Here is a 19425-nt window from a genome sequence, read left to right as displayed (position 1 = left end):
TTCAGTGACTTGTTAGGTTTCGTCTATACTCAGTGTAGACCTAGCTTAAAAGTTGCGTATGAACAAAGATACCTCGGATTATTTGTCAGACATTATTGAGCTTCTACTCGATGCAGTATGCGTAGTTGATGCCAAAGGCACGTTACTTTTTACTAATCCAGCCTTTGAAACAATTTTCGGATACGCGCCAGAAGAAGCCATCAATAGAAACATGCTCGACTTTGTCTATCCAGAAGACAGAGCCAAAACCATCAATGCCATTAATCAAATAGTGGTTAATAATCAGCACCCACGATTTGAAAACCGTTGGGTTAGAAAAGATGGCAGAGTAGTGCATGTTTTGTGGTCGGTTTATTGGTCAAAAGAAAAGCAAGTTAGAGTGGCTATTGCTTATGACATTACAGAGCAAAAAAACCTCGAACAAAAACTGATTTATATGGCAGGGCATGACCCTTTAACTGATCTCCCCAACCGCAGTTTCTTAACCACCCAGCTTGAAGAATCATTGTCGATTGCGAACACCATTTCAACCGTGATTGCAGTACTGTTTATCGATATTGATGGCTTTAAGCAAGTTAATGATATTCATGGCCATGGCGCTGGCGACAAACTCTTAAAAACCATTGCCATGCGTATTCGTCATATATTAAAAAAAGAAGACAGTGTAGGGCGCTTAGGGGGCGATGAATTTGTGGTGATCCTCAATAGCATTAAACACAAACAAGACGTCATCGAAATCGTTGATGAATTGATAGCTGAGATTTGCCAACCCTTAATTTATAACGATGCAGAGCTTATTTACTCGCCAAGTATTGGTGCCGTATTGTTCCCCGAGCATTATGGTGACGCAGAATTTCTCATTCAGTGTGCCGATAAAGCCATGTACAAAGCAAAGTATGAAGGGGGTAATCGTATGATGTTTTATAATGACGGAATAAAGTTACCCGGCGCTAAAAATACAGGGTAATTTATCTAAGATAATGCTGGTATATGGTTTCAACCTAATAATCTGTTTTCTAACTCATAACTATTGCGCGAAAAGAAATATAAGTTAGCCTTGAATGATTCATTGAAGGAGTGAAACTATGTTTAAGCGTAAAATAACAACAACGGGTGCTTTGTTTAGCTCATCGCTGTTATTGGTCTCGGCAGTTCATGCCACAACACCTCAATATAAAGATCAACAAGCTTTGCATGATATTGCAAATGCTGTTTCTAAAACACGTATAGAGCAAGACATTCAAACGCTGGTTGATTTTGGCACTCGCCATACTCTCTCTGAGACGAAATCGGATACGCGCGGTATTGGTGCTGCAAGACGTTGGATCAAGTCTGAGTTTGAGGCAATTTCTAAAGCCTGCGGTAACTGCCTAGAAATTATTGAAGTAAAAGACACCATTTCCGGTGAAAAGCGTATTCCAAACCCGGTTGAAGTTGTCAATATTGTGGCTATTCAGCGCGGTCAAGTTGATGCGAATCGTATGGTTATGATGTCGGGTGATATTGATTCGAGAGTGTCTGATGTAATGGACTATACCTCAGATGCGCCAGGGGCTAACGATAATGCATCTGGTGTGGCTGGCGTGCTGGAATCGGCGCGTGTTTTATCAAAGTATAAATTTAATGGCTCAATTGTTTATGCAGCATTATCTGGTGAAGAGCAAGGCTTGTTTGGCGGTAAAATTTTAGCTAAGTATGCACAAGAGCATAACTGGCGTGTTCATGGTGTTTTAAACAACGACATGATCGGTAATTCAACCGGTATTAATGGGGTAACAGATAACACAACTGCACGTATCTTCTCTGAAGGCACTCGCGTTATAGAAACCAAAGAGCAAGCCCATAAACGCCGTTTTACCGGTGGTGAGGTTGACTCTGCAAGTCGAAACCTAGCGCGTTACATAGATACAATTGCAAATCGCTACATTGAAAATCTGGATACTATGTTGGTATATCGACTCGATCGTTTTGGTCGAGGAGGGCATCATCGTCCATTTAACGATGTTGGCTTTGCAGCTGTGCGTATAATGGAAACCAACGAAAACTATAATCAACAGCATCAAGACTTGCGTACTGAAAATGGTATTACCTACGGTGACACCATTGACAATGTAGATTTTGCCTATGCGGCGAAGTTAACCTCACTTAATGCAGTGACGATGGCTTCAATGGCGTGGGCTCCTGCGCCACCAACAGGTGTTAGTATTTCAGGTGCTGTAAAGCCAAGTACAACATTAGCGTGGCATAAAAGCGATGATCCAACGGTGGTCAGTTATAAAATCTATTGGCGTTATACCAGTGAGCCACAATGGCAATTTAGCCGCGATGTTGGCAAAGTAACCGAAGCTACACTGAAAAACGTTGTTATCGATAACTACTATTTTGGTGTTGCCGCTGTAAACAAAGACGGTATTGAATCACCGGTTGTATTTCCTGGTGATGTTGGCGCGTTTGAATGGCCAGACAAATCAACTAAATAGGGATCGTTAAATCATAGCGGACACCACCCAGTTGGCTATGAACTGCTGTAATACGCCAGTTATGGGCTTCGACAATTTGTTTTACTATCGCAAGCCCAATTCCTGAACCTGATTGTTTCACTGTTTTTAGGTCTGGCACTCTATAAAGATGGTCAAAAATCTTTGCTAAACTCTCGTCGCTGACGCCTGGGGCTGAATCTTCATAGCAGATTAAGAGCTGTGTTTGGCTTTGGCTAATCCTCAAATTAATCTTACCAGGGTGATTTGTATACTTAAGCGAATTACTGATCAAGTTTGCAAATAACTGTGAAAGCCGTGTTGCATCGCACTCAAAGTTTAATTCATCAGCAACATTTTGTGTGAACTCCACTTGAAACTTATCAAGCTGGATTGCCATATCTGCGTGTAAGCTCTGGAAATACTCAGCCGCATTAATTGTTGTTACGTTGAGCTGAAAGCTGCTTTGTTCTAAAAGTGAAATTTTATTTAAATCAGTCACTAAAGTTGCCATATCGGTGATTTTTTGGTTGAGCTTTTCGTATGTAAGCTCATTAAATTGCGTTAAGCCTGCTTGAAGAGTTTCTAGGTGTAAGCGTAACCCGGTTAATGGACCACTTAGTTCGTGAGCAACTTGTGATAATAACTTACTACGTTGGCTGATTTGTTTATCTAGGTAATTTCGGCGCTGTTCAATAAGCTGTTTTCTTTGCCTCACTCTTAATAAAGAAATGCCCATTACAGCTAAAAGCAGGCTAAATAATAAAATGCTGTATAAGATAGTTTGTCGCTGTGAGGCAATTGCTTGGCTTTTTTCACTGTCTTGTAGTTTTAAATCTTGAATGGCCAAATCACGGTCGCGCATAGCAATAGAGTTTTGTAGCTCAGCTAAACGTTGATTGTAGTTATTGCGGGCAAAGCCTTTTTCAAGCTCTGTAATAGTCCGTTGGTATGAAAGTGCTTGTTTATAATCAGCTTGTTGTTCTGCCACAGTGATCAAATGTTCTAGGGCTGTGATTTGCTTTTGCAGCTTATTTTTTTGGTTACTTAACTGGTAGGCTTGCTCAGCATAATGTTTAGCTTGTTCGTGCTCAGTAGAGCCAATGTATAGCTTTGCTAATGTGAGTAATACATCAATATATAAGTGATCGTCTTGCTTTAGTTCAGTGATCACTTGTTTTTCAATGGTTAATGCTTGGTCAGGTTTATCTATTTCGAGCAAATTGATCGCAATATTATGATTTGCCCAGGCAGTATTTCTCGTGCTGTTATAACTTGCGAACACCTGTTGAGCCTCTAGTGCGTATTCAAGTGCTGCAGGGTAGTTTTTTAGCCCATATTCGCATTGGGAAAGCTTAACTAAACTATGTCCGATATCAGAAAGTGAACCTGTTTGCCTATCAAAACTAAGAGCTATAATAAACTCGTTCTTTGCTTTTTCGTATTGTTCTAAATCTAAATAACTCTGAGCAATTGAATAACTTATGCCAGCTTGTAACGAGATAGACGGCGACATCTGTTGAATAACTTCACGGCGTTTTAGCTTATATTCGAGTGCAAGCGTTAAGCGGTCTAACTGTTCAAGATTACGCGAATAACCATGATAGAGCATTTCTTTTTGCTTTAAGGTTAATTCGCGATTGTTGTCGTGAATATAAACTTCAAGCAAGTTTAAGGCTGCTTGATATTCGCCAGCATTATGATAAGCACTGACAAGACTCGCCACGGCATCAATTTCATAATGGGTAAGTTGTAAGCGCTGAAATAGGGCGACATTTTGTTGCGATAAATAAATTGCGGTTTCTAAGTCACTTTTTCTATATGCCAACCGCGCTTTCGCTAGATACAACTCGCTGTATATGGGGGAGTCTTTTTTGTATTTTGAGCCCGCTTCAAGTTCATCAATGATAGTTTGCGCTTGTTGAAATTGGCCGAGGTGTATGTGAACGTGAATTAATCTAACGTTATAACTTACTTGTTCTGCAAGGCTGGCAGACTCAATAAGCTTTTTATCGATGGCTTTTAAATAGTCATATCGTTTTTGGTAGTCACTGATTATTCTGGCTTCATCAATGTTTTGTTGCAGTGTTGATGCAAAAGCACTGTTAATTGATAAGGCAAAGTACAGAATAACAGGGGCTTTAATTTTCATAGTAGGGTTTATTATTATTTTTATACCTAACTAGTCTAGCATGTCATTCTTTTAAGTGGGAATGATTTGCTTTTATAGCTAAAAAGAATTGCATTATGCAATTATGCCTCTTGCATCTTGCAAATACTCAGTCTGATTTTTAATAACCGTTTGTTATAGATAGAGTTATATTTTGGAATGGTTACTGCTTTGAGTAATGACACATCCACAGGAGAGTGTAATTATGAAAAGTAATATACCCGCTTACCTAATAACAGCACTTGCAACAGGCTTTGTAAGTGCAGAACCATTTGAACAGTGCCCAAGTAAAGCATTTTTGATTCAAGGTTCGCCTGCGCAAATGTATGGCGTTGACTTGGTGTCTGCAAAAGCCACAGTGCTTGCTGCATCAATGAATTTTACAACAGAAGCTAATAACGACAGTGTTAATGCGGTTGGCTTTAATTATCAAGACCAATATATGTATGGCTTTAGTAAACAAGCCCCGAGAAGTGTTGTACGTATTGGTGACGATTATATTTTACAACGTTTGAATGTAAATGGTCTGCCAGATACCAATTTTTATGTTGGTGATATTCATGTAAATAGTGAAACTAATCGGGCGGTTTACTATTTATATCACCCTAAATTTGGTTTGTATGGCATTGATTTAACTGAAGAGGCCGACGAGTATCAGGCGCAATTAGTTGCAGGCTCAGCGAACTGGAATTTAGCTATTTATGATTTTGCTTTTCATCCACATAGCAATCTTTTGTATGCGGTTGAGTCAAATGGCGACCTGTACGAAATCAATTTAGATAATCAGACACCCACTTTTATAGCAAACCTCGACATAGCCGGGGATACTGGCGCTAACGGTGCTGGCTATTTTGATGTGCAAGGGCAATTTTATTTTAGTAATAACCGCAGCGGTAAAATCCATAAAGTAGATTTGAGTACCAGTCCTATCGTTGGTTATACACCCACCGCAGCAGTGTTCACCTTAGGGCCAACATCTAATCAAAATGATGGCGCTCGCTGTGCTATTGCAGAAGTAAAAGTAACTGATAACTCAATCGACTTTGGCGATGCACCTATGCCATATAAAACAGCGCTTGCTGATAGTGGTGCTCGCCATTTGTTTGACCCTAATGAAGATCAATCAAATTTAGTCTATCTAGGGGCCGTTGTTGATGGTGAAAATATTAACACTGCGGCAGATTTACAGGCTTCACCCGTCGATAGCTCAGATGATGGGGTTAAGTTTGTCACTGATTTTGTTGCAGGTTCTACCAGCCAAGTAATAGTGACCGCACCTAATGATAACGGCTATTTATATGCCTGGTTCGATTGGGATCAAAATTTCCAGTTTGATCCAGACGAAATCACAGTGAGCAAATACCGCTTAAATCAAGGTGATAACAGTGTGTTGGTTGATGTACCGAGTGATGCTTCGATGGGAGCAACATGGGCACGCTTTCGTGTAACCGATGGCAGTGAAGCTAACCCAATTACGGCAAGTGGTGGGGTAACAGGCGGTGAAGTCGAGGATTACCCGGTAACCACTTATGGCAGTTTGGTATACCCAAGTGAGAATGGTTGGGTAACCCTTGCGTATGAGGACCAATGGCCTTTCGCTGGTGATTATGACTTTAATGATTTAGTTGTTAATTATCGTACAAAGTTAATAGAGGAAGATGGCCAAGCACTTGGTTATAAAATTGAAGGTGAATTAGTTGGTATAGGCGCAAGTTACCATAACGGCTTTGCTGTTAGATTGGCTCAGAATTCAGGTGACAACATCAAAAGAGTTTTACGAAGCCAAGTAAATGAAAGCGAGATAAGTTTAATCATTAATAATGAAATACAGACGCATACCGTTTTAGAGGAAGGTGTTAATGAAGCTATTCTAGTTATAATGCCTGATACTTGGTCATATGTAACTAATCAAAGCGGATGTAGTTTCTTTAGAACTGAAAATGGTTGCTATGCCAGTGACAAAGTGAGTTTCACTTTAAGCGTTTCTTTAAATGCAGGTTTATCTTTAGTCAATGCACCAAAATACACGTTAGATCCTTTTATATTCGGAGCGTCTGGGTATAGCCATGGTCAATTTTTAAGTGGCAAAGACCCAAGAAGTTGGGAAGTTCATTTAAAAAATCAAGCACCAACAGAAAAGTTCGATCAAAGCTTATTTAATTACCCTGGCAGTGACGATGCATCAAATAATCTATTTGGGTATTACTTCCAATCTCCTACCGGTTTACCTTGGGCTATAGAGGTTGGGTCACAGTGGGCTCACCCAAAAGAAAAAGTCGATATTACCAATGCTTATAGCGAATTTAAAACATTTGCTGAGTCATCTGGGCGTGAAAGTACACTTTGGTTTAATAGTGCAAAACTTTCGAATGTTATTTTACGAGGAGAATAATCATGAAGCATTATACTATATTAATCATGAGCTTAATTTTATCTGCGTGTGGTGGCGGTGGCGAAGGTAGCACTTCAACCAAGGCGGAAAGTACAACTGTTGCGCAGACACCCACCACAAACACGCCCCCCCCGGAAACAACACCACCTGATACGAGTGTGGAAACAGAGACGATGGCTGAGCTAACGATTGCTCCTGAATTTGATTTAAGTAGCAAGATGGAACTCAACATAGATGTTGATTTAAACATGGGTGATAGCAGAGCTTATTTAAATATCTGCTTGAAAGGCGATGATAATAAGGCTGATTACAATCAATGCTTATTGCGGGCACCTTTAAAGCAAAGCAAATTAACGTCGACTGTGATGCTGGCAAATAGTGCCTTAGAGCTGGTGGCAGAAGTTTGGTTTTATGATGCTCAAAGTGAACCTCTTCGTTTTGAGTGGCAATATGATGGGGAGCAATCTGCGGTGTTCACTATTCGTTAAACTTGAGTGATCGATATTATGTTCTGTTCAGTTTAATTCTAATAGACTGAATATTTTCAACGGCTTGAAAGAGGATTTTGTAATGCAATATATCGAAGAGGTACTGCAATCAGTAAAAAAGTCTAACCCAAATGAACCTGAGTTTTATCAAGCTGTTGAAGAAGTGCTTTCATCAATAAATCAGGTAGTAGAAGGGAATAATGAATATCAACAGCAGGCAATTCTAGAGCGGTTAGTTGAGCCTGAAAGGCAAGCAATATTCAGGGTTCCTTGGCTTGATGATAACGGCAAAGTGCAAGTTAACCGTGGTTTTAGAATCGAATTTAGCTCAACTCTAGGCCCATATAAGGGAGGCTTGAGATTCCATCCGAGTGTCAATCAAAGTGTGGTGAAGTTTTTAGGCTTTGAGCAAGTTTTGAAGAATGCACTCACAGGGTTGCCATTAGGAGGCGCTAAAGGCGGTGCTGACTTTAACTCTAAAGGAAAAAGTGACAATGAAATTATGCGATTTTGTCAGTCATATATGACTGAACTCTATCGTCACATAGGTGCTAACACAGATGTTCCTGCTGGTGATATTGGCGTTGGAGCGAGAGAAATTGGTTATTTATTTGGTCAACATAAACGGATCACTAATCAATTTGAAGGGGTGTTAACAGGCAAGCCTGAGGTTATGGCGGGTTCTTCACTGAGAACCGAAGCTACTGGCTATGGTGTTGCATATTTTTTAAGTGCCATGCTAGATGCTAAAGGCGATTCTTTAAGATGTAAGCGATGCCTAGTTTCTGGTGCTGGTAACGTCGCATTGTATTTGATGGAAAAGCTTGACCAATACGATGCTGTTATTCTTAGCTGTAGTGATTCAAAAGGGACCTTATATTGTAAAGATGGGCTTGATGTGGCTCTTGTAAAACACTTAAAAACTGAGCAAGGTGCAGAGCTAAGAGATTACTTAAACGAGCATAAAGGTGCTGAATTTACGTCAGTAAATCAATATCCAAGCGACGGACATCAAGTGTGGCGGTATGATGCAGATATTGCACTTCCTTGTGCAACCCAAAATGAAATTACTGAAAAAGATGCTGAAGCTTTGGTTGAAAATGGCTGCTCTGTTGTATGCGAGGGTGCAAACATGCCGACCACCGCTGATGCGTTAAAAGTTTTTAAAGAGCATGATGTATTTTTAGGGCCAAGTAAGGCTGCAAATGCTGGTGGAGTTGCAACGAGTCAATTTGAAATGGCTCAAAATGCCAGTATGCAAAAGTGGCGAGCTGAGCAAGTTGATGAAAAACTTCAACAAGTTATGAAGTCTATTTTCGATACAATTTCAGCTACCGCCAAACAGTACTCTAATGAACACGATTTGGTGCTTGGTGCGAATATAGCGGGGTTTGAACGAGTTGCAGATGCTATGTTAAAACAAGGAGTTGTGTAATGTTTCGTAATTAAAGTGACATCCATTTTTTATAAAAAGACACCCACTTTAAGTTTTTAAAAACTTGATAGTCACAGCTTTTGATTGAGCGAATTTTGTATATAAACGATGTTTAGTTCTTTTATGTTATTTGGATTTAAGGGTTGGTCATTTAGTTTTAGCTAAAGTTATTTTCAGAACGTAGACATTTACTATTTATAAAAAATTGAAGAATAAAAGTAGTCGTTGAAAGTTTTAAGAATTTAACAAAATAAAGCTTGGCTATTAGCTATAGAGCTTCTTCGTTTTCGTTTCATTTGATGTGTATAAGCAGAGATAGATTGCTCTTTACCCGCTGTATTTTTAAATGAGCGGGTAAAGGAAGTGGTGAGTGTGAGCCAGTTTTCTGTACAAATATTTAATCTTTCAAGTATTGGTAATGCCTCTTCTGGTATTTTCCCAGGCTTATCATCTCGTATTGAGCGGCCCGTCCAATCTACAAGTTGTAGATATGTTTTGAGCTCAAATGGTAGCCCTCTAGGCATATGTTTACGTGGTTTACCTGCAAAGCGCATAAGTGATTTTGGTTGCTTATTATTTTGAGCTGCATTAATTCTAGATTTAATACTGGTGTAGTCAGACTCTTCTGGTAAATCAGCCGCTTTTGCTCTTACTGGGTTTAAATCAACATAAGCAAGGCATGCAGCAAGTGCAGCTTCATCCAGCAAGGCTTGTGACTTAAAACGACCTTCCCAAAACCGACCTTTACATTCATCCTCTTGATTCGCTTTTCGTGCAATACCCTCATTAAGAACACGCATGAACCAACTGATGCTACTGAGCCGTTCTCGATATAAATTTACTCTGATATTTACCGCAGCGAGTTCAGCTTGTGTTAGCAATTCGCCATTTAAGAATCGTTGGCAAAGGAATGTACTTTTGAATAATTTGTGCCACCTAATAAGAATCGCTTTATTATTTAGACGCTTAGCTTTTGCTATATCGATGTGCAGGACTAGATGAGTGTGGTTGCTCATAACCGCGTAGGCACAAATATCAATACAAAATATCCTGCCAAGTTGAAGTAGTTTCTTTTCAACCCAATCGCGCCGGTGTTCATATGAACGACCCGTTAGAGGGTCTTGCCCACACAAATAAGCGCGACGAACGCAGCGTGAAATACAATGGTAGTAAGGCGTGTTTGAAACGCTAATTAAGTTTCTACGTGGGGTTGCCATGCTCTTCTCCTCCATGAGTTGAACAATATAAGTCTAGTCATAATTTTGAGAAGTGAGAAATATTAAGTTGGGTGTCTGAATTATTATCTCTTCATAATATGGGTGTCTAATTTATTTATATTTAAAAGTGGGTGTCTTAATAAATTAAAAAAGCTCAGCGGTGCTGAGCTTTTTTAATTTGAGGGTATTTTGCAAGAAAATGATTACGAAAAGGCTTTTTCGCTTAGGAGCTCTTGCATTTGTTCGCGCATTTTAAATTTTTGAAGTTTGCCTGTCACTGTCATTGGGTATTCTTCAACAAAGCGTATGTGCTTTGGTACTTTGAAATAGGCAAGTTTGTCTTTTAAGAAATCACGAATGGCACTTTCATCAAGTACTGCATCATCTTTAGGTTGGATCCAAGCGCACACTTCTTCGCCGTATTTTTCATCACTAATACCAAATATGGCCGCATCTTGAATACCAGGGTAGGTGTAGAGAACTTCTTCTATTTCTCTTGGGTAGATGTTTTCACCACCGCGGATGATCATGTCTTTTATTCGGCCAACGATAGCAACAAAGCCATCTTCGTCCATCACACCTAAGTCACCAGAATGTAACCAACCGTCTTGATCAATTGTTGCTTTCGTTTTCTCTTCATCATTCCAATAGCAGCGCATAATTCCAGCACCACGACTACATACTTCACCCGGTATGCCAACTTTTTGAATATCACCCAGCTCGTCGATAATTTTCACTTCAGTATGGGCTAATGCACGGCCCACTGTGGTAACTTGTTTTTCGAGAGGCGAGTCTGTTTCGGTCACGTTATTGATAGGGCTACACTCAGTTTGGCCATAACCAATTACAACTTCTTTCATATGCATTAATGAGTGAACTTTACGCATAACTTGCTCAGGGCAGGTTGAGCCGGCCATTACGCCTGTTCGTAGGCTAGATAAGTCATAGTTTGCAAAATCTTTAAGCTCTAACTCGGCGATAAACATCGTTGGAACACCATGCAGGCCTGTACAGCGCTCCTTTTCAACAACTTCTAGGGTTGTTTTAGGGTCGAATGAATCACCCGGAAAAACTGCGGTGGCGCCTTTACTTATACATACTAAATTGCCAAGCACCATACCAAAGCAGTGATATAGCGGTACAGGAATACAGAGTTTATCCTCATGTGTCAGCTTCATCGCTTGGGCCATCAAAAATCCGTTATTGAGAATGTTTTTATGAGATAAGGTCGCTCCTTTTGGATTACCCGTAGTACCAGAAGTAAATTGAATATTGATATCTTGGTCACAGCTTAAAGTGGCAGAAATTGCATCAAGCTCGAGCTTATGGGCATCTGTTGCGCGCTGCATGATATCGGTAAAGCTAAACATGCCAGCAGCAGGCTCATCTCCAATACGAATTATATTTTTTAGGTGTGGCAGAGCGTTTAAATTTAATTTACCTGCTTGTGAATCTTTAAGTTCCGGTGCGAGCTCATTGAGCATGTTTATATAATTACTGGCTTTAAATTCACTTGCTGTGATAAGTGTTGAACACTCAACACTATTGAGTGCGTATTTTAATTCGCTTGGTCGGTATGCAGGGTTGATGCACACCATAATTGCACCAATCTTGGCTGTAGCAAATTGGGTTAAGCACCATTCAATATTGTTAGGAGACCAAATACCAACCCGGTCGCCAGGTTTTACGCCAAGTGATAATAATCCCATTGCTAACTGGTTAATCTGCTGCTGGTATTGTCTATAGGTTAATCGGATCTGTTGATGATGAACCACAATTGCGGGGTGATCAGGGTAATTGTCGACAATATTATCAAGGTACTGTCCAATTGTTTGTTCTATCAATGGAATGTCTGTACGGCCTTGATAATAGCTTTGAGAAAGTGGAAGCGCATTAATGTGTGTGTTCTTTGTCTGCATTGTATTCTCCGTGTCCGGTTAATTTGTTGTCATGGACTTGATGCAAAAGAATTGAAACAATCAATTAGGATGATTTCAAAACATGCGTACCTGATTAACTAAACATAGATTGTCGACAAAGAAAAGCTTTATAAGACTAATGTACAGAGTGTAATTTTAATAAAGCAGAGTAAAGGATGGGTTTTGAGGTATAAAAAAACGTGCCGTAGCACGTTTTTTTGGGAATAAGCAGCAATTAAGCTTTTGGCTCATCTTGCTTATAAGTTTTACGCATGATGTACACGTAAGCACTAATGAATGCGTTTTCTTGGAATTTTTTCAGGCCTGTGTCTTCAAAATCGATAGGCACTGGGTTGCGCTTAAGCTGCTCTTTGATTTCAGTTGCAGATAAAACTTGCACATCTAAGCGCTCGATTAACTGAATAGCCGTTTCCATTTTGAAACCTTTCGCACTACCAGCGAATTTACCTTTAGCTTGGCGCTCTTTGATTGCTACAGAGTCAATTTGGTAATCTTCCATTAATTTTTTGAAATCAAATTGGAATTTACGCATTACTTCTGTGTCATTACCGTTACCTAAGGTAAAACGTGTTTGTCTGACATCACGGATATCAAATACGTCATTGTCTTTGGTTAAGATACACAGTAGTACGTCGCTACCTGTAATTTCTACACCGCATGTTCTCATGGTCATTCTCTAAATAACTTAATTTTCGCAATTATAGCAAGTAACGTTATGAAAAACAGTTGCTTTAAAAATGAATTTTTATAGCGATAACACTATGGTCACTTACACTAATGTCTTCGGTGAGTTGTGTAGGGGAAATATGCTTGTCATAACTTTCATAGTCGAGCGCTTTCACCTTTGAAACTTGGCAATCGGGATTAAAATGTGCAGATGCAAGAATATAATCTAGTACATTACCTTTACCTTGGTAATAATGGCTAAAGGGTTTGTTTTTATTATCATAAAACGAGCGGCTAAACTCGTAGCTGTCGGTTAGGCCAACAACGGGTTCGTTATGTTCTATGCAGGGCTCACAACGTGTAGGATGAAACCCTTGTGTCATAAACGATAAAGTAGGGCTGGTAAGTACATCGTTAAAATCACCCATAACGAGTGTTGCACATTGCTTTTCTCGCTGGGTTTTTAGCGCATCATAATAAACAATGGATGCTTCTAATGAACGCGATATTTGAGACTGCATGGTACCTACTGTTTGGTGTAACAACTGCAGCAACGGATCTTCAAGGTTGTGAATATTAAGAATATGCGCCATTGATTGCACACGCTGTGACTTAAAGTGAACAACGTAAAAACAGACTTCACCAAAATCAGGTAAATCAATCATGCATTTAATCGGAGTGCGATTAAATTTGAACTCATTTTGATTGTTTAAATACTCAAGTAATTCAGGGCAAGGAGAAAGCGCTTCGACTGATTTAAACGGGTATTTACTGGCAATGGCAACTACAGGGTTGAACAATACTTGTGGGTATAACGCATCATGGGATGGGCTATCGACTGTTTTAAAGAAGTCATAACCTGCTTCTTTACATTGCACCTCTAATGCATGTTGACTAAACACTTCTTGAAAAGCCACCACTTCAGGGTTTGACTCGCTCAAGAAATTAGCTACAAACAATTGTTTTTGCAGCCATTGCGTATTGTTATAACGTTCATGTAATTGATAAAACGAGTAGGGTGGCGCGGTATAATTTAATAAGTTAAACGTTGCAAATTTGAACGTACGCGTGTTTGGCATCTTCATCACTCTAAAAGTACTGACTCACTAAGTATGAAATGACTTAACTAATTGTCAATTTACTCTTCTAACTACTTGTATTTGAGAACGTGAGCGGCGACAATAGCTGCTTGTATTTGCGAAGACTCAGTAAATACAAGCTTAAATAGCAATGCTTATTCGTAAAAGCGTTGCAGAGTTACATAAAATTTTTTTAAAAATATTACATGTGATGCATTGTAGGCATCACCACTGTATTAAGGATTTATAATGCCAGTTATTACCCTCCCTGACGGCAGTCAGCGTAGTTTTGAAAACCCTGTAAGTACATATGACGTAGCAAGCGATATCGGTCCTGGTCTTGCCAAAGCAACGATTGCAGGCCGCGTTAATGGTAACCGTGTTGATGCATGTGACTTAATTACCGAAGATTCGCGTTTAGAAATTATCACAGCAAAAGATGATGATGGTTTAGAGATCATCCGTCACTCATGTGCGCACCTTATTGGTCATGCGGTTAAGCAGCTTTTCCCTGAAGCAAAAATGGCAATCGGTCCGACCATCGATAACGGTTTCTATTACGATATCGATATGGAGCACTCTTTAAGCCAAGATGATTTAGATGCTATCGAAAAGCGTATGCTTGAGCTTGCTAAAACAAACTACGACGTTGTTAAAAAGACCGTAAGCTGGCAAGAAGCACGCGATACTTTTGAAGCGCGTGGTGAAACATATAAAATGGAAATCCTAGACGAGAATATCGCTAAAGATGACCGTCCGGGCTTATACCATCACGAAGAATACATTGACATGTGTCGTGGCCCACACGTACCAAACATGAAGTTCTGTCAACATTTCAAAATCATGAAAGTGGCAGGTGCTTATTGGCGCGGTGATTCTGAAAACAAGATGCTGCAACGTATCTACGGCACAGCATGGGCAGATAAAAAGCAACTTAAAGCGTATTTAAAACGCTTAGAAGAAGCTGAAAAACGTGATCACCGTCGTATTGGTAAAGCACTTGATTTATGGCACTGGCAAGAAGAAGCGCCAGGCATGGTGTTTTGGCATAACGATGGCTGGAGCATTTACCGTGAACTAGAAGACTTCGTTCGTGAAAAATTACGTGAGTACGATTACGAAGAAGTTAAAGGTCCATTAATGATGGACCGTGGTTTATGGGAAAAATCAGGTCACTGGGACAAATACGCAGATGCGATGTTCACAACTGAATCTGAAAAGCGTGAGTACGCAATCAAACCAATGAACTGCCCGGGTCACGTACAAATCTTTAACCAAGGTTTAAAATCATACCGTGATCTGCCATTACGTATGGCAGAGTTTGGTTGTTGCCACCGTAACGAACCATCAGGTGCATTACACGGCTTAATGCGTGTACGTGGCTTTACTCAAGATGATGCGCATATCTTCTGTACTGAAGAGCAAATCATGGATGAAGTTTCTGCATGTATCAAAATGGTTTACGACACGTACGAGACGTTTGGCTTTGAGAAGATCGTTGTAAAACTATCTACTCGTCCAGAAAAGCGTATCGGTGAAGACGAAATGTGGGATAAAGCTGAGCTTGCGCTAGCTGATGCATTAAAAGCAAACGACATTGAGTTTGATTACCTACCAGGTGAAGGTGCATTCTACGGTCCTAAGATCGAGTTTACACTTTATGATTGTTTAGACCGTGCATGGCAATGTGGTACTGTACAGTTAGACTTTGCATTACCAGGTCGTTTAGGTGCAACTTATGTTGCTGAAAATAACGAACGTCGTACACCGGTTATGATCCACCGCGCAATTTTAGGTTCAATTGAGCGTTTCATCGGTATTTTAACTGAAGAATACGCTGGTTTGTTCCCAACGTGGCTTGCTCCTAAGCAAGTCGTGATCATGAACATCACGGACAAACAAGCAGATTATGTGCAAGAAATTGTACAAAAATTAAATAAACTTGGAATTAGAGCCGCTGCTGACTTGAGAAATGAGAAGATTGGCTTTAAAATCCGTGAACATACGTTAAAACGTATTCCATATTTACTTGTTGTTGGCGATAAAGAAGTTGAACAACAAGAAGTGGCAGTACGCACTCGCACAGGTGAAGACCTGGGCAAATTTAATGTTGATGATTTCGTTGCAAAAGTAAGCGAAGAAATTAAAAATCGACAATAAATCATGAGCGTGTAGGGCAAAACAAACAGCCAACTACACGCTTTTTATTTTATATTCTTGGAGGATCGTACCATTAGAGGCGGCAAGAAAGGGCAACAAACAGCTCAAAAAAATCGTATCAACGAAGATATTACAGCTAAAGAAGTTCGTTTAATTGGCATCGAAGGCGAGCAAGCTGGCATCGTGTCATTAAAAGAGGCGCAAGCTATCGCTGATGATGCGGGTGTAGATCTTGTAGAAATCAGTCCTAATGCTGAGCCACCTGTTTGTAAGGTTATGGACTACGGTAAGTTCATCTTTGAAAAAAGCAAAGAACTAAAAGAACAAAAGAAAAAGCAAAAGCAAATCCAGGTTAAAGAAATCAAATTCCGTCCAGGTACGGATGAAGGTGACTACCAGGTTAAGCTTCGCAACTTACGCAAGTTCTTAGAAGCGGGTGATAAAGCTAAAATCACTATCCGTTTCCGTGGTCGTGAAATGGCTCACCAAGAAATTGGTATCGAATTATTAAACCGTGTTAAAACTGATTTAGAAGATGTTTCACAAGTAGAATCATTCCCAAATCGTGTTGAAGGTCGCCAGATGGTTATGATGATGGCACCTATTGCTAAAAAGCAATAAACAGGGTATATTACGCACCGATTTTATTTCAGGTCTACAAGTAACAGTTTACTGTTCACCTGGAATAACCGGTTATAAGTAAGGTTGCACTGCTTTTGTAGTGAGCCTTCACCGGAATATGGCAGTAAGTTAGGCCTTAAAAGTAGAGCTATTTTTATATCTCTCGCCTGCTTGCTAATTTTTAAGCAATACATTTGGAGTTATTGCAATGGCTTACAAGCTAAAAACTCACAGAGGCGCGGCTAAGCGTTTCAAGAAAACTGCTTCTGGCGGTTTCAAGCGTAAACAAGCGCATCTTCGTCACATTCTGACTAAGAAAACTTCTAAGCGTAAATTACACTTACGTCCTAAGATGATGGTTCATAAAAATGACCATGGTCTAGTTTCACGTATGTTACCATTCGCTTAATAGGAGTCTTCAGAAATGGCAAGAGTTAAACGCGGTGTTATCGCACGTGCACGTCACAAAAAAGTTTTAAAGCAAGCTAAAGGTTACTACGGAGCACGTTCACGTGTTTACCGCGTAGCTTTCCAGGCAGTTACTAAAGCGGGTCAATACGCTTACCGTGACCGTCGTGCTAAGAAACGTACTTTCCGTCAACTATGGATTGCACGTATCAATGCAGCAGCTCGTCAAAACGGTCTTTCATACAGCCGTTTTATCAATGGTCTTAAAAAGACTTCTGTAGAAATCGATCGTAAGATCCTTGCAGATATCGCTGTTTATGACCAAGTTGCATTCGCAGCGCTTGTTGCAAAAGCAAAAGAAGGCCTAGCGGCTTAATTTCGCTTTTCATAAAGTTTAAAAAGGAGCCTAGTGCTCCTTTTTTTGATCTTAATTAATACTCATAACTAACAACAATTTTGCATAGCGTATGTCGTTTGCTCCATTTTTTTGTTGAATCACCGCAGTTTACGCAATCCATTCAGATTAGTTGTTATAATTTCCCCAATATAGAATAAGTACCGCACTTGAGAGTGATATGTTTGCGAGTTTAGTGTTTTTATCTGCTGCAGTAACTTTAGACAGCCACTTACCCCCATTGTTGCCATGGCAAGGCGATAGTGTGTCTTTAATGCAAGAAAAAGGACCTTTAACCACAGATTTTGAATTAAGCGAAGGCACTTTATCGCCTAATTATGCCGACACAATGGCGTTTGTAGACCGCCTAGTTGCTGCAAACCCAACACAATTCAAAGTAACGACAATTGCAACAAGCAGTGCGGGTCGTGCGGTTAAAATGTTAGTGGCGAATGAGCAAGGTTTGTTTGATGCCAAACAACTTGTTGCTGATACAAAACCAACCATTTTTATTCAAGCAGGTATTCACAGCGGTGAAATTGATGGCAAAGACGCCATGTTTATGTTGCTACGCGATATCGCAACAGGTAAACGCCGCGATATTTTGAGCAAAGTAAATATTCTGTTTATTCCTATTTTAAACGTTGATGGTCACGAGCGTAGTAGCCAATACAACCGTATTAATCAGCGTGGCCCAGTAGAAATGGGCTTTCGAACGAATGGTCTAAATTTAAATTTAAATCGTGATTACACTAAGCTTGATACACCCGAAGTACGGGGTGTGATGCAGGTTATTAATCAATTTAAGCCAGATTTATACGTGGATGTCCATGTAACCGATGGTGCTGATTACCAATATGATGTTACCTACGGCTATAACCCGGTATTTTCTAGTGAATCACCAAGTGTGTCACAAGCGTTAGATAATCTGTTTAAACCTGTTATTGATGCCAAACTCGAAAAAGCAGGGCATATTCCTGGCCCTCTCGTATTTGTTATGGACAAGCGCGAATTTAAAAAAGGTTTAGCAGGTTGGGTGGCAACACCACGTTTTTCAAATGGCTGGGGTGATTTACGTTCATTACCGACCATCTTAGTTGAGAACCACTCTTTAAAACCTTATAAGCAGCGCGTATTAGGTACTTATGTATTTATTGATGGTGCCATTGATGCTTTAGCTACAAACGATAAAGCCCTTAATGAAGCGGTTAAAAAAGAACTCGAATTCAAACCGACACAATTAGTTGTTGAACGCGGTTATGCAAAAGAGCCTGATACCATCGAATTTAAAGGTATCGCTTATTCAAGAACTGAAAGCGCATTGTCAGGGCAACCTGAAGTTAAATATTTAGGTGAGACTAAAAACTATGACGCTTTGCCTATTTACTGGCAGAAAGAGGTTAAAAAGACCGTTAACGTTCCTACAGCGTTTTATATTCCGCCAGCATACAGCCAATTGGTAAGTAAGCTTAAATTACATGGCGTAGAGGTAATGACATTGAATGGCTCTGTTTCTGAGCCATTAACGCAAGCAAGCGTTGCTGATTACTCATTTGCAAAAGCACCTTTTGAAGGACGTTTTCGTGTAGAGGCGACATTTGATTACAACACCGTTGAAAATGTCGATATGACCGGCTGGTATAAAGTCTCAACTGAGCAGCCATACTCAGAGCTGGCGACGCACTTATTACACCCAGAAGCGCCAGATTCATTCTTTGCTTGGGGTGAGTTTAATACTATTTTTCAGCGTACTGAATACGTAGAAAACTATGCACTGATGCCTTATGCACGACAAATGCTAAAAGAAAAACCTGCATTGGCTTTAGAGTTCGATAAAAAAATTCGTGAAGATAAAAAATTTGCAAAAGATGCTGATGCGCGCTTGCATTGGCTCTATGAGCGTACACCATTTTATGATCAAGGCTATTTGAAATACCCAATTTTAATGGCGTTTGAGCAGTTACAAAAAGGACAATAA

The 19425-nt window shown here is 39.9% G+C and carries 15 protein-coding genes; 10 read left to right on the top strand and 5 right to left on the bottom strand.

The genetic code is table 11. From position 1 onward, the window contains the following. Positions 1 to 58 precede the first annotated feature (58 nt). Both KQP93_RS09320 and KQP93_RS09315 read left to right on the top strand, forming a co-directional pair. Positions 59 to 967, top strand: coding sequence for a sensor domain-containing diguanylate cyclase (locus KQP93_RS09320; protein WP_217874147.1), 909 nt, complete (start codon positions 59 to 61; stop codon positions 965 to 967). 118 nt (positions 968 to 1085) lie between these two features. Next, on the top strand, positions 1086 to 2480 hold the full coding sequence (locus tag KQP93_RS09315) for a M28 family metallopeptidase (RefSeq protein ID WP_217874146.1): 1395 nt from the start codon (positions 1086 to 1088) through the stop codon (positions 2478 to 2480). Here KQP93_RS09315 and KQP93_RS09310 read toward each other — a convergent pair. Then, positions 2473 to 4629, bottom strand: coding sequence for an ATP-binding protein (locus KQP93_RS09310; protein ID WP_217874145.1), 2157 nt, complete (start codon positions 4627 to 4629; stop codon positions 2473 to 2475). The two genes, KQP93_RS09315 and KQP93_RS09310, sit on opposite strands and share 8 nt — an antisense overlap. A 223-nt stretch (positions 4630 to 4852) precedes the next feature. Between KQP93_RS09310 and KQP93_RS09305 the strand changes: the two genes are divergently transcribed. From KQP93_RS09305 to gdhA, 3 genes are all read left to right on the top strand, one after another. After that, positions 4853 to 7039: an LruC domain-containing protein gene (locus KQP93_RS09305; RefSeq protein WP_217874144.1), complete on the top strand. Its 2187-nt coding sequence runs from the start codon at positions 4853 to 4855 to the stop codon at positions 7037 to 7039. Positions 7040 to 7041: 2 nt separating this feature from the next. Continuing rightward, positions 7042 to 7527 (top strand): hypothetical protein, encoded by a 486-nt coding sequence (locus KQP93_RS09300; protein WP_217874143.1) that lies wholly within the window; start codon positions 7042 to 7044, stop codon positions 7525 to 7527. 82 nt (positions 7528 to 7609) lie between these two features. Further along, positions 7610 to 8962 carry an NADP-specific glutamate dehydrogenase gene (gene gdhA / locus KQP93_RS09295; RefSeq protein ID WP_217874142.1) on the top strand — a complete coding sequence of 451 codons (1353 nt, stop codon included), beginning with the start codon at positions 7610 to 7612 and terminating at the stop codon, positions 8960 to 8962. A gap of 242 nt (positions 8963 to 9204) precedes the next feature. On the opposite strand, the gene KQP93_RS09290 is transcribed toward gdhA, so the two are convergent. From KQP93_RS09290 to KQP93_RS09275, 4 genes are all read right to left on the bottom strand, one after another. After that, the gene (locus tag KQP93_RS09290; protein ID WP_217874141.1) at positions 9205 to 10179 is read right to left on the bottom strand and encodes a transposase; all 975 of its coding nucleotides are present in this window, start codon (positions 10177 to 10179) and stop codon (positions 9205 to 9207) included. A gap of 203 nt (positions 10180 to 10382) precedes the next feature. Then, positions 10383 to 12098: an AMP-binding protein gene (locus KQP93_RS09285; protein WP_217874140.1), complete on the bottom strand. Its 1716-nt coding sequence runs from the start codon at positions 12096 to 12098 to the stop codon at positions 10383 to 10385. A 235-nt stretch (positions 12099 to 12333) separates the two neighbouring features. Next, positions 12334 to 12786 carry a DUF3010 family protein gene (locus KQP93_RS09280; RefSeq protein WP_054561405.1) on the bottom strand — a complete coding sequence of 151 codons (453 nt, stop codon included), beginning with the start codon at positions 12784 to 12786 and terminating at the stop codon, positions 12334 to 12336. Between the two features lie 64 nt (positions 12787 to 12850). Beyond that, complete coding sequence (locus KQP93_RS09275) at positions 12851 to 13864, bottom strand: endonuclease/exonuclease/phosphatase family protein (protein WP_217874139.1); 1014 nt, start codon at positions 13862 to 13864, stop codon at positions 12851 to 12853. Positions 13865 to 14113: 249 nt separating this feature from the next. Between KQP93_RS09275 and thrS the strand changes: the two genes are divergently transcribed. From thrS to KQP93_RS09250, 5 genes are all read left to right on the top strand, one after another. Then, entirely contained in the window at positions 14114 to 16024 is a 1911-nt protein-coding gene (gene thrS / locus KQP93_RS09270) for a threonine--tRNA ligase (RefSeq protein ID WP_217874138.1), read from the top strand. A gap of 57 nt (positions 16025 to 16081) precedes the next feature. Then, a complete protein-coding gene (infC, locus tag KQP93_RS09265; RefSeq protein WP_217874137.1) occupies positions 16082 to 16645 on the top strand; it encodes a translation initiation factor IF-3 in 564 nt (187 codons plus the stop codon). A 208-nt stretch (positions 16646 to 16853) separates the two neighbouring features. Continuing rightward, the gene (gene rpmI, locus KQP93_RS09260; RefSeq protein WP_054554888.1) at positions 16854 to 17054 is read left to right on the top strand and encodes a 50S ribosomal protein L35; all 201 of its coding nucleotides are present in this window, start codon (positions 16854 to 16856) and stop codon (positions 17052 to 17054) included. A 15-nt stretch (positions 17055 to 17069) separates the two neighbouring features. Beyond that, on the top strand, positions 17070 to 17429 hold the full coding sequence (gene rplT, locus KQP93_RS09255; RefSeq protein WP_036968189.1) for a 50S ribosomal protein L20: 360 nt from the start codon (positions 17070 to 17072) through the stop codon (positions 17427 to 17429). Between the two features lie 199 nt (positions 17430 to 17628). Then, on the top strand, positions 17629 to 19425 hold the full coding sequence (locus KQP93_RS09250) for a M14 family metallopeptidase (RefSeq protein ID WP_217874136.1): 1797 nt from the start codon (positions 17629 to 17631) through the stop codon (positions 19423 to 19425).

Origin of the sequence: Pseudoalteromonas shioyasakiensis, from assembly GCF_019134595.1 — a bacterium.
GTDB classification, from domain to species: domain Bacteria; phylum Pseudomonadota; class Gammaproteobacteria; order Enterobacterales; family Alteromonadaceae; genus Pseudoalteromonas; species Pseudoalteromonas shioyasakiensis_A.
Note: the sequence above shows the minus strand (reverse complement) of the source record. Positions and strands in the feature narration are given on the sequence as shown.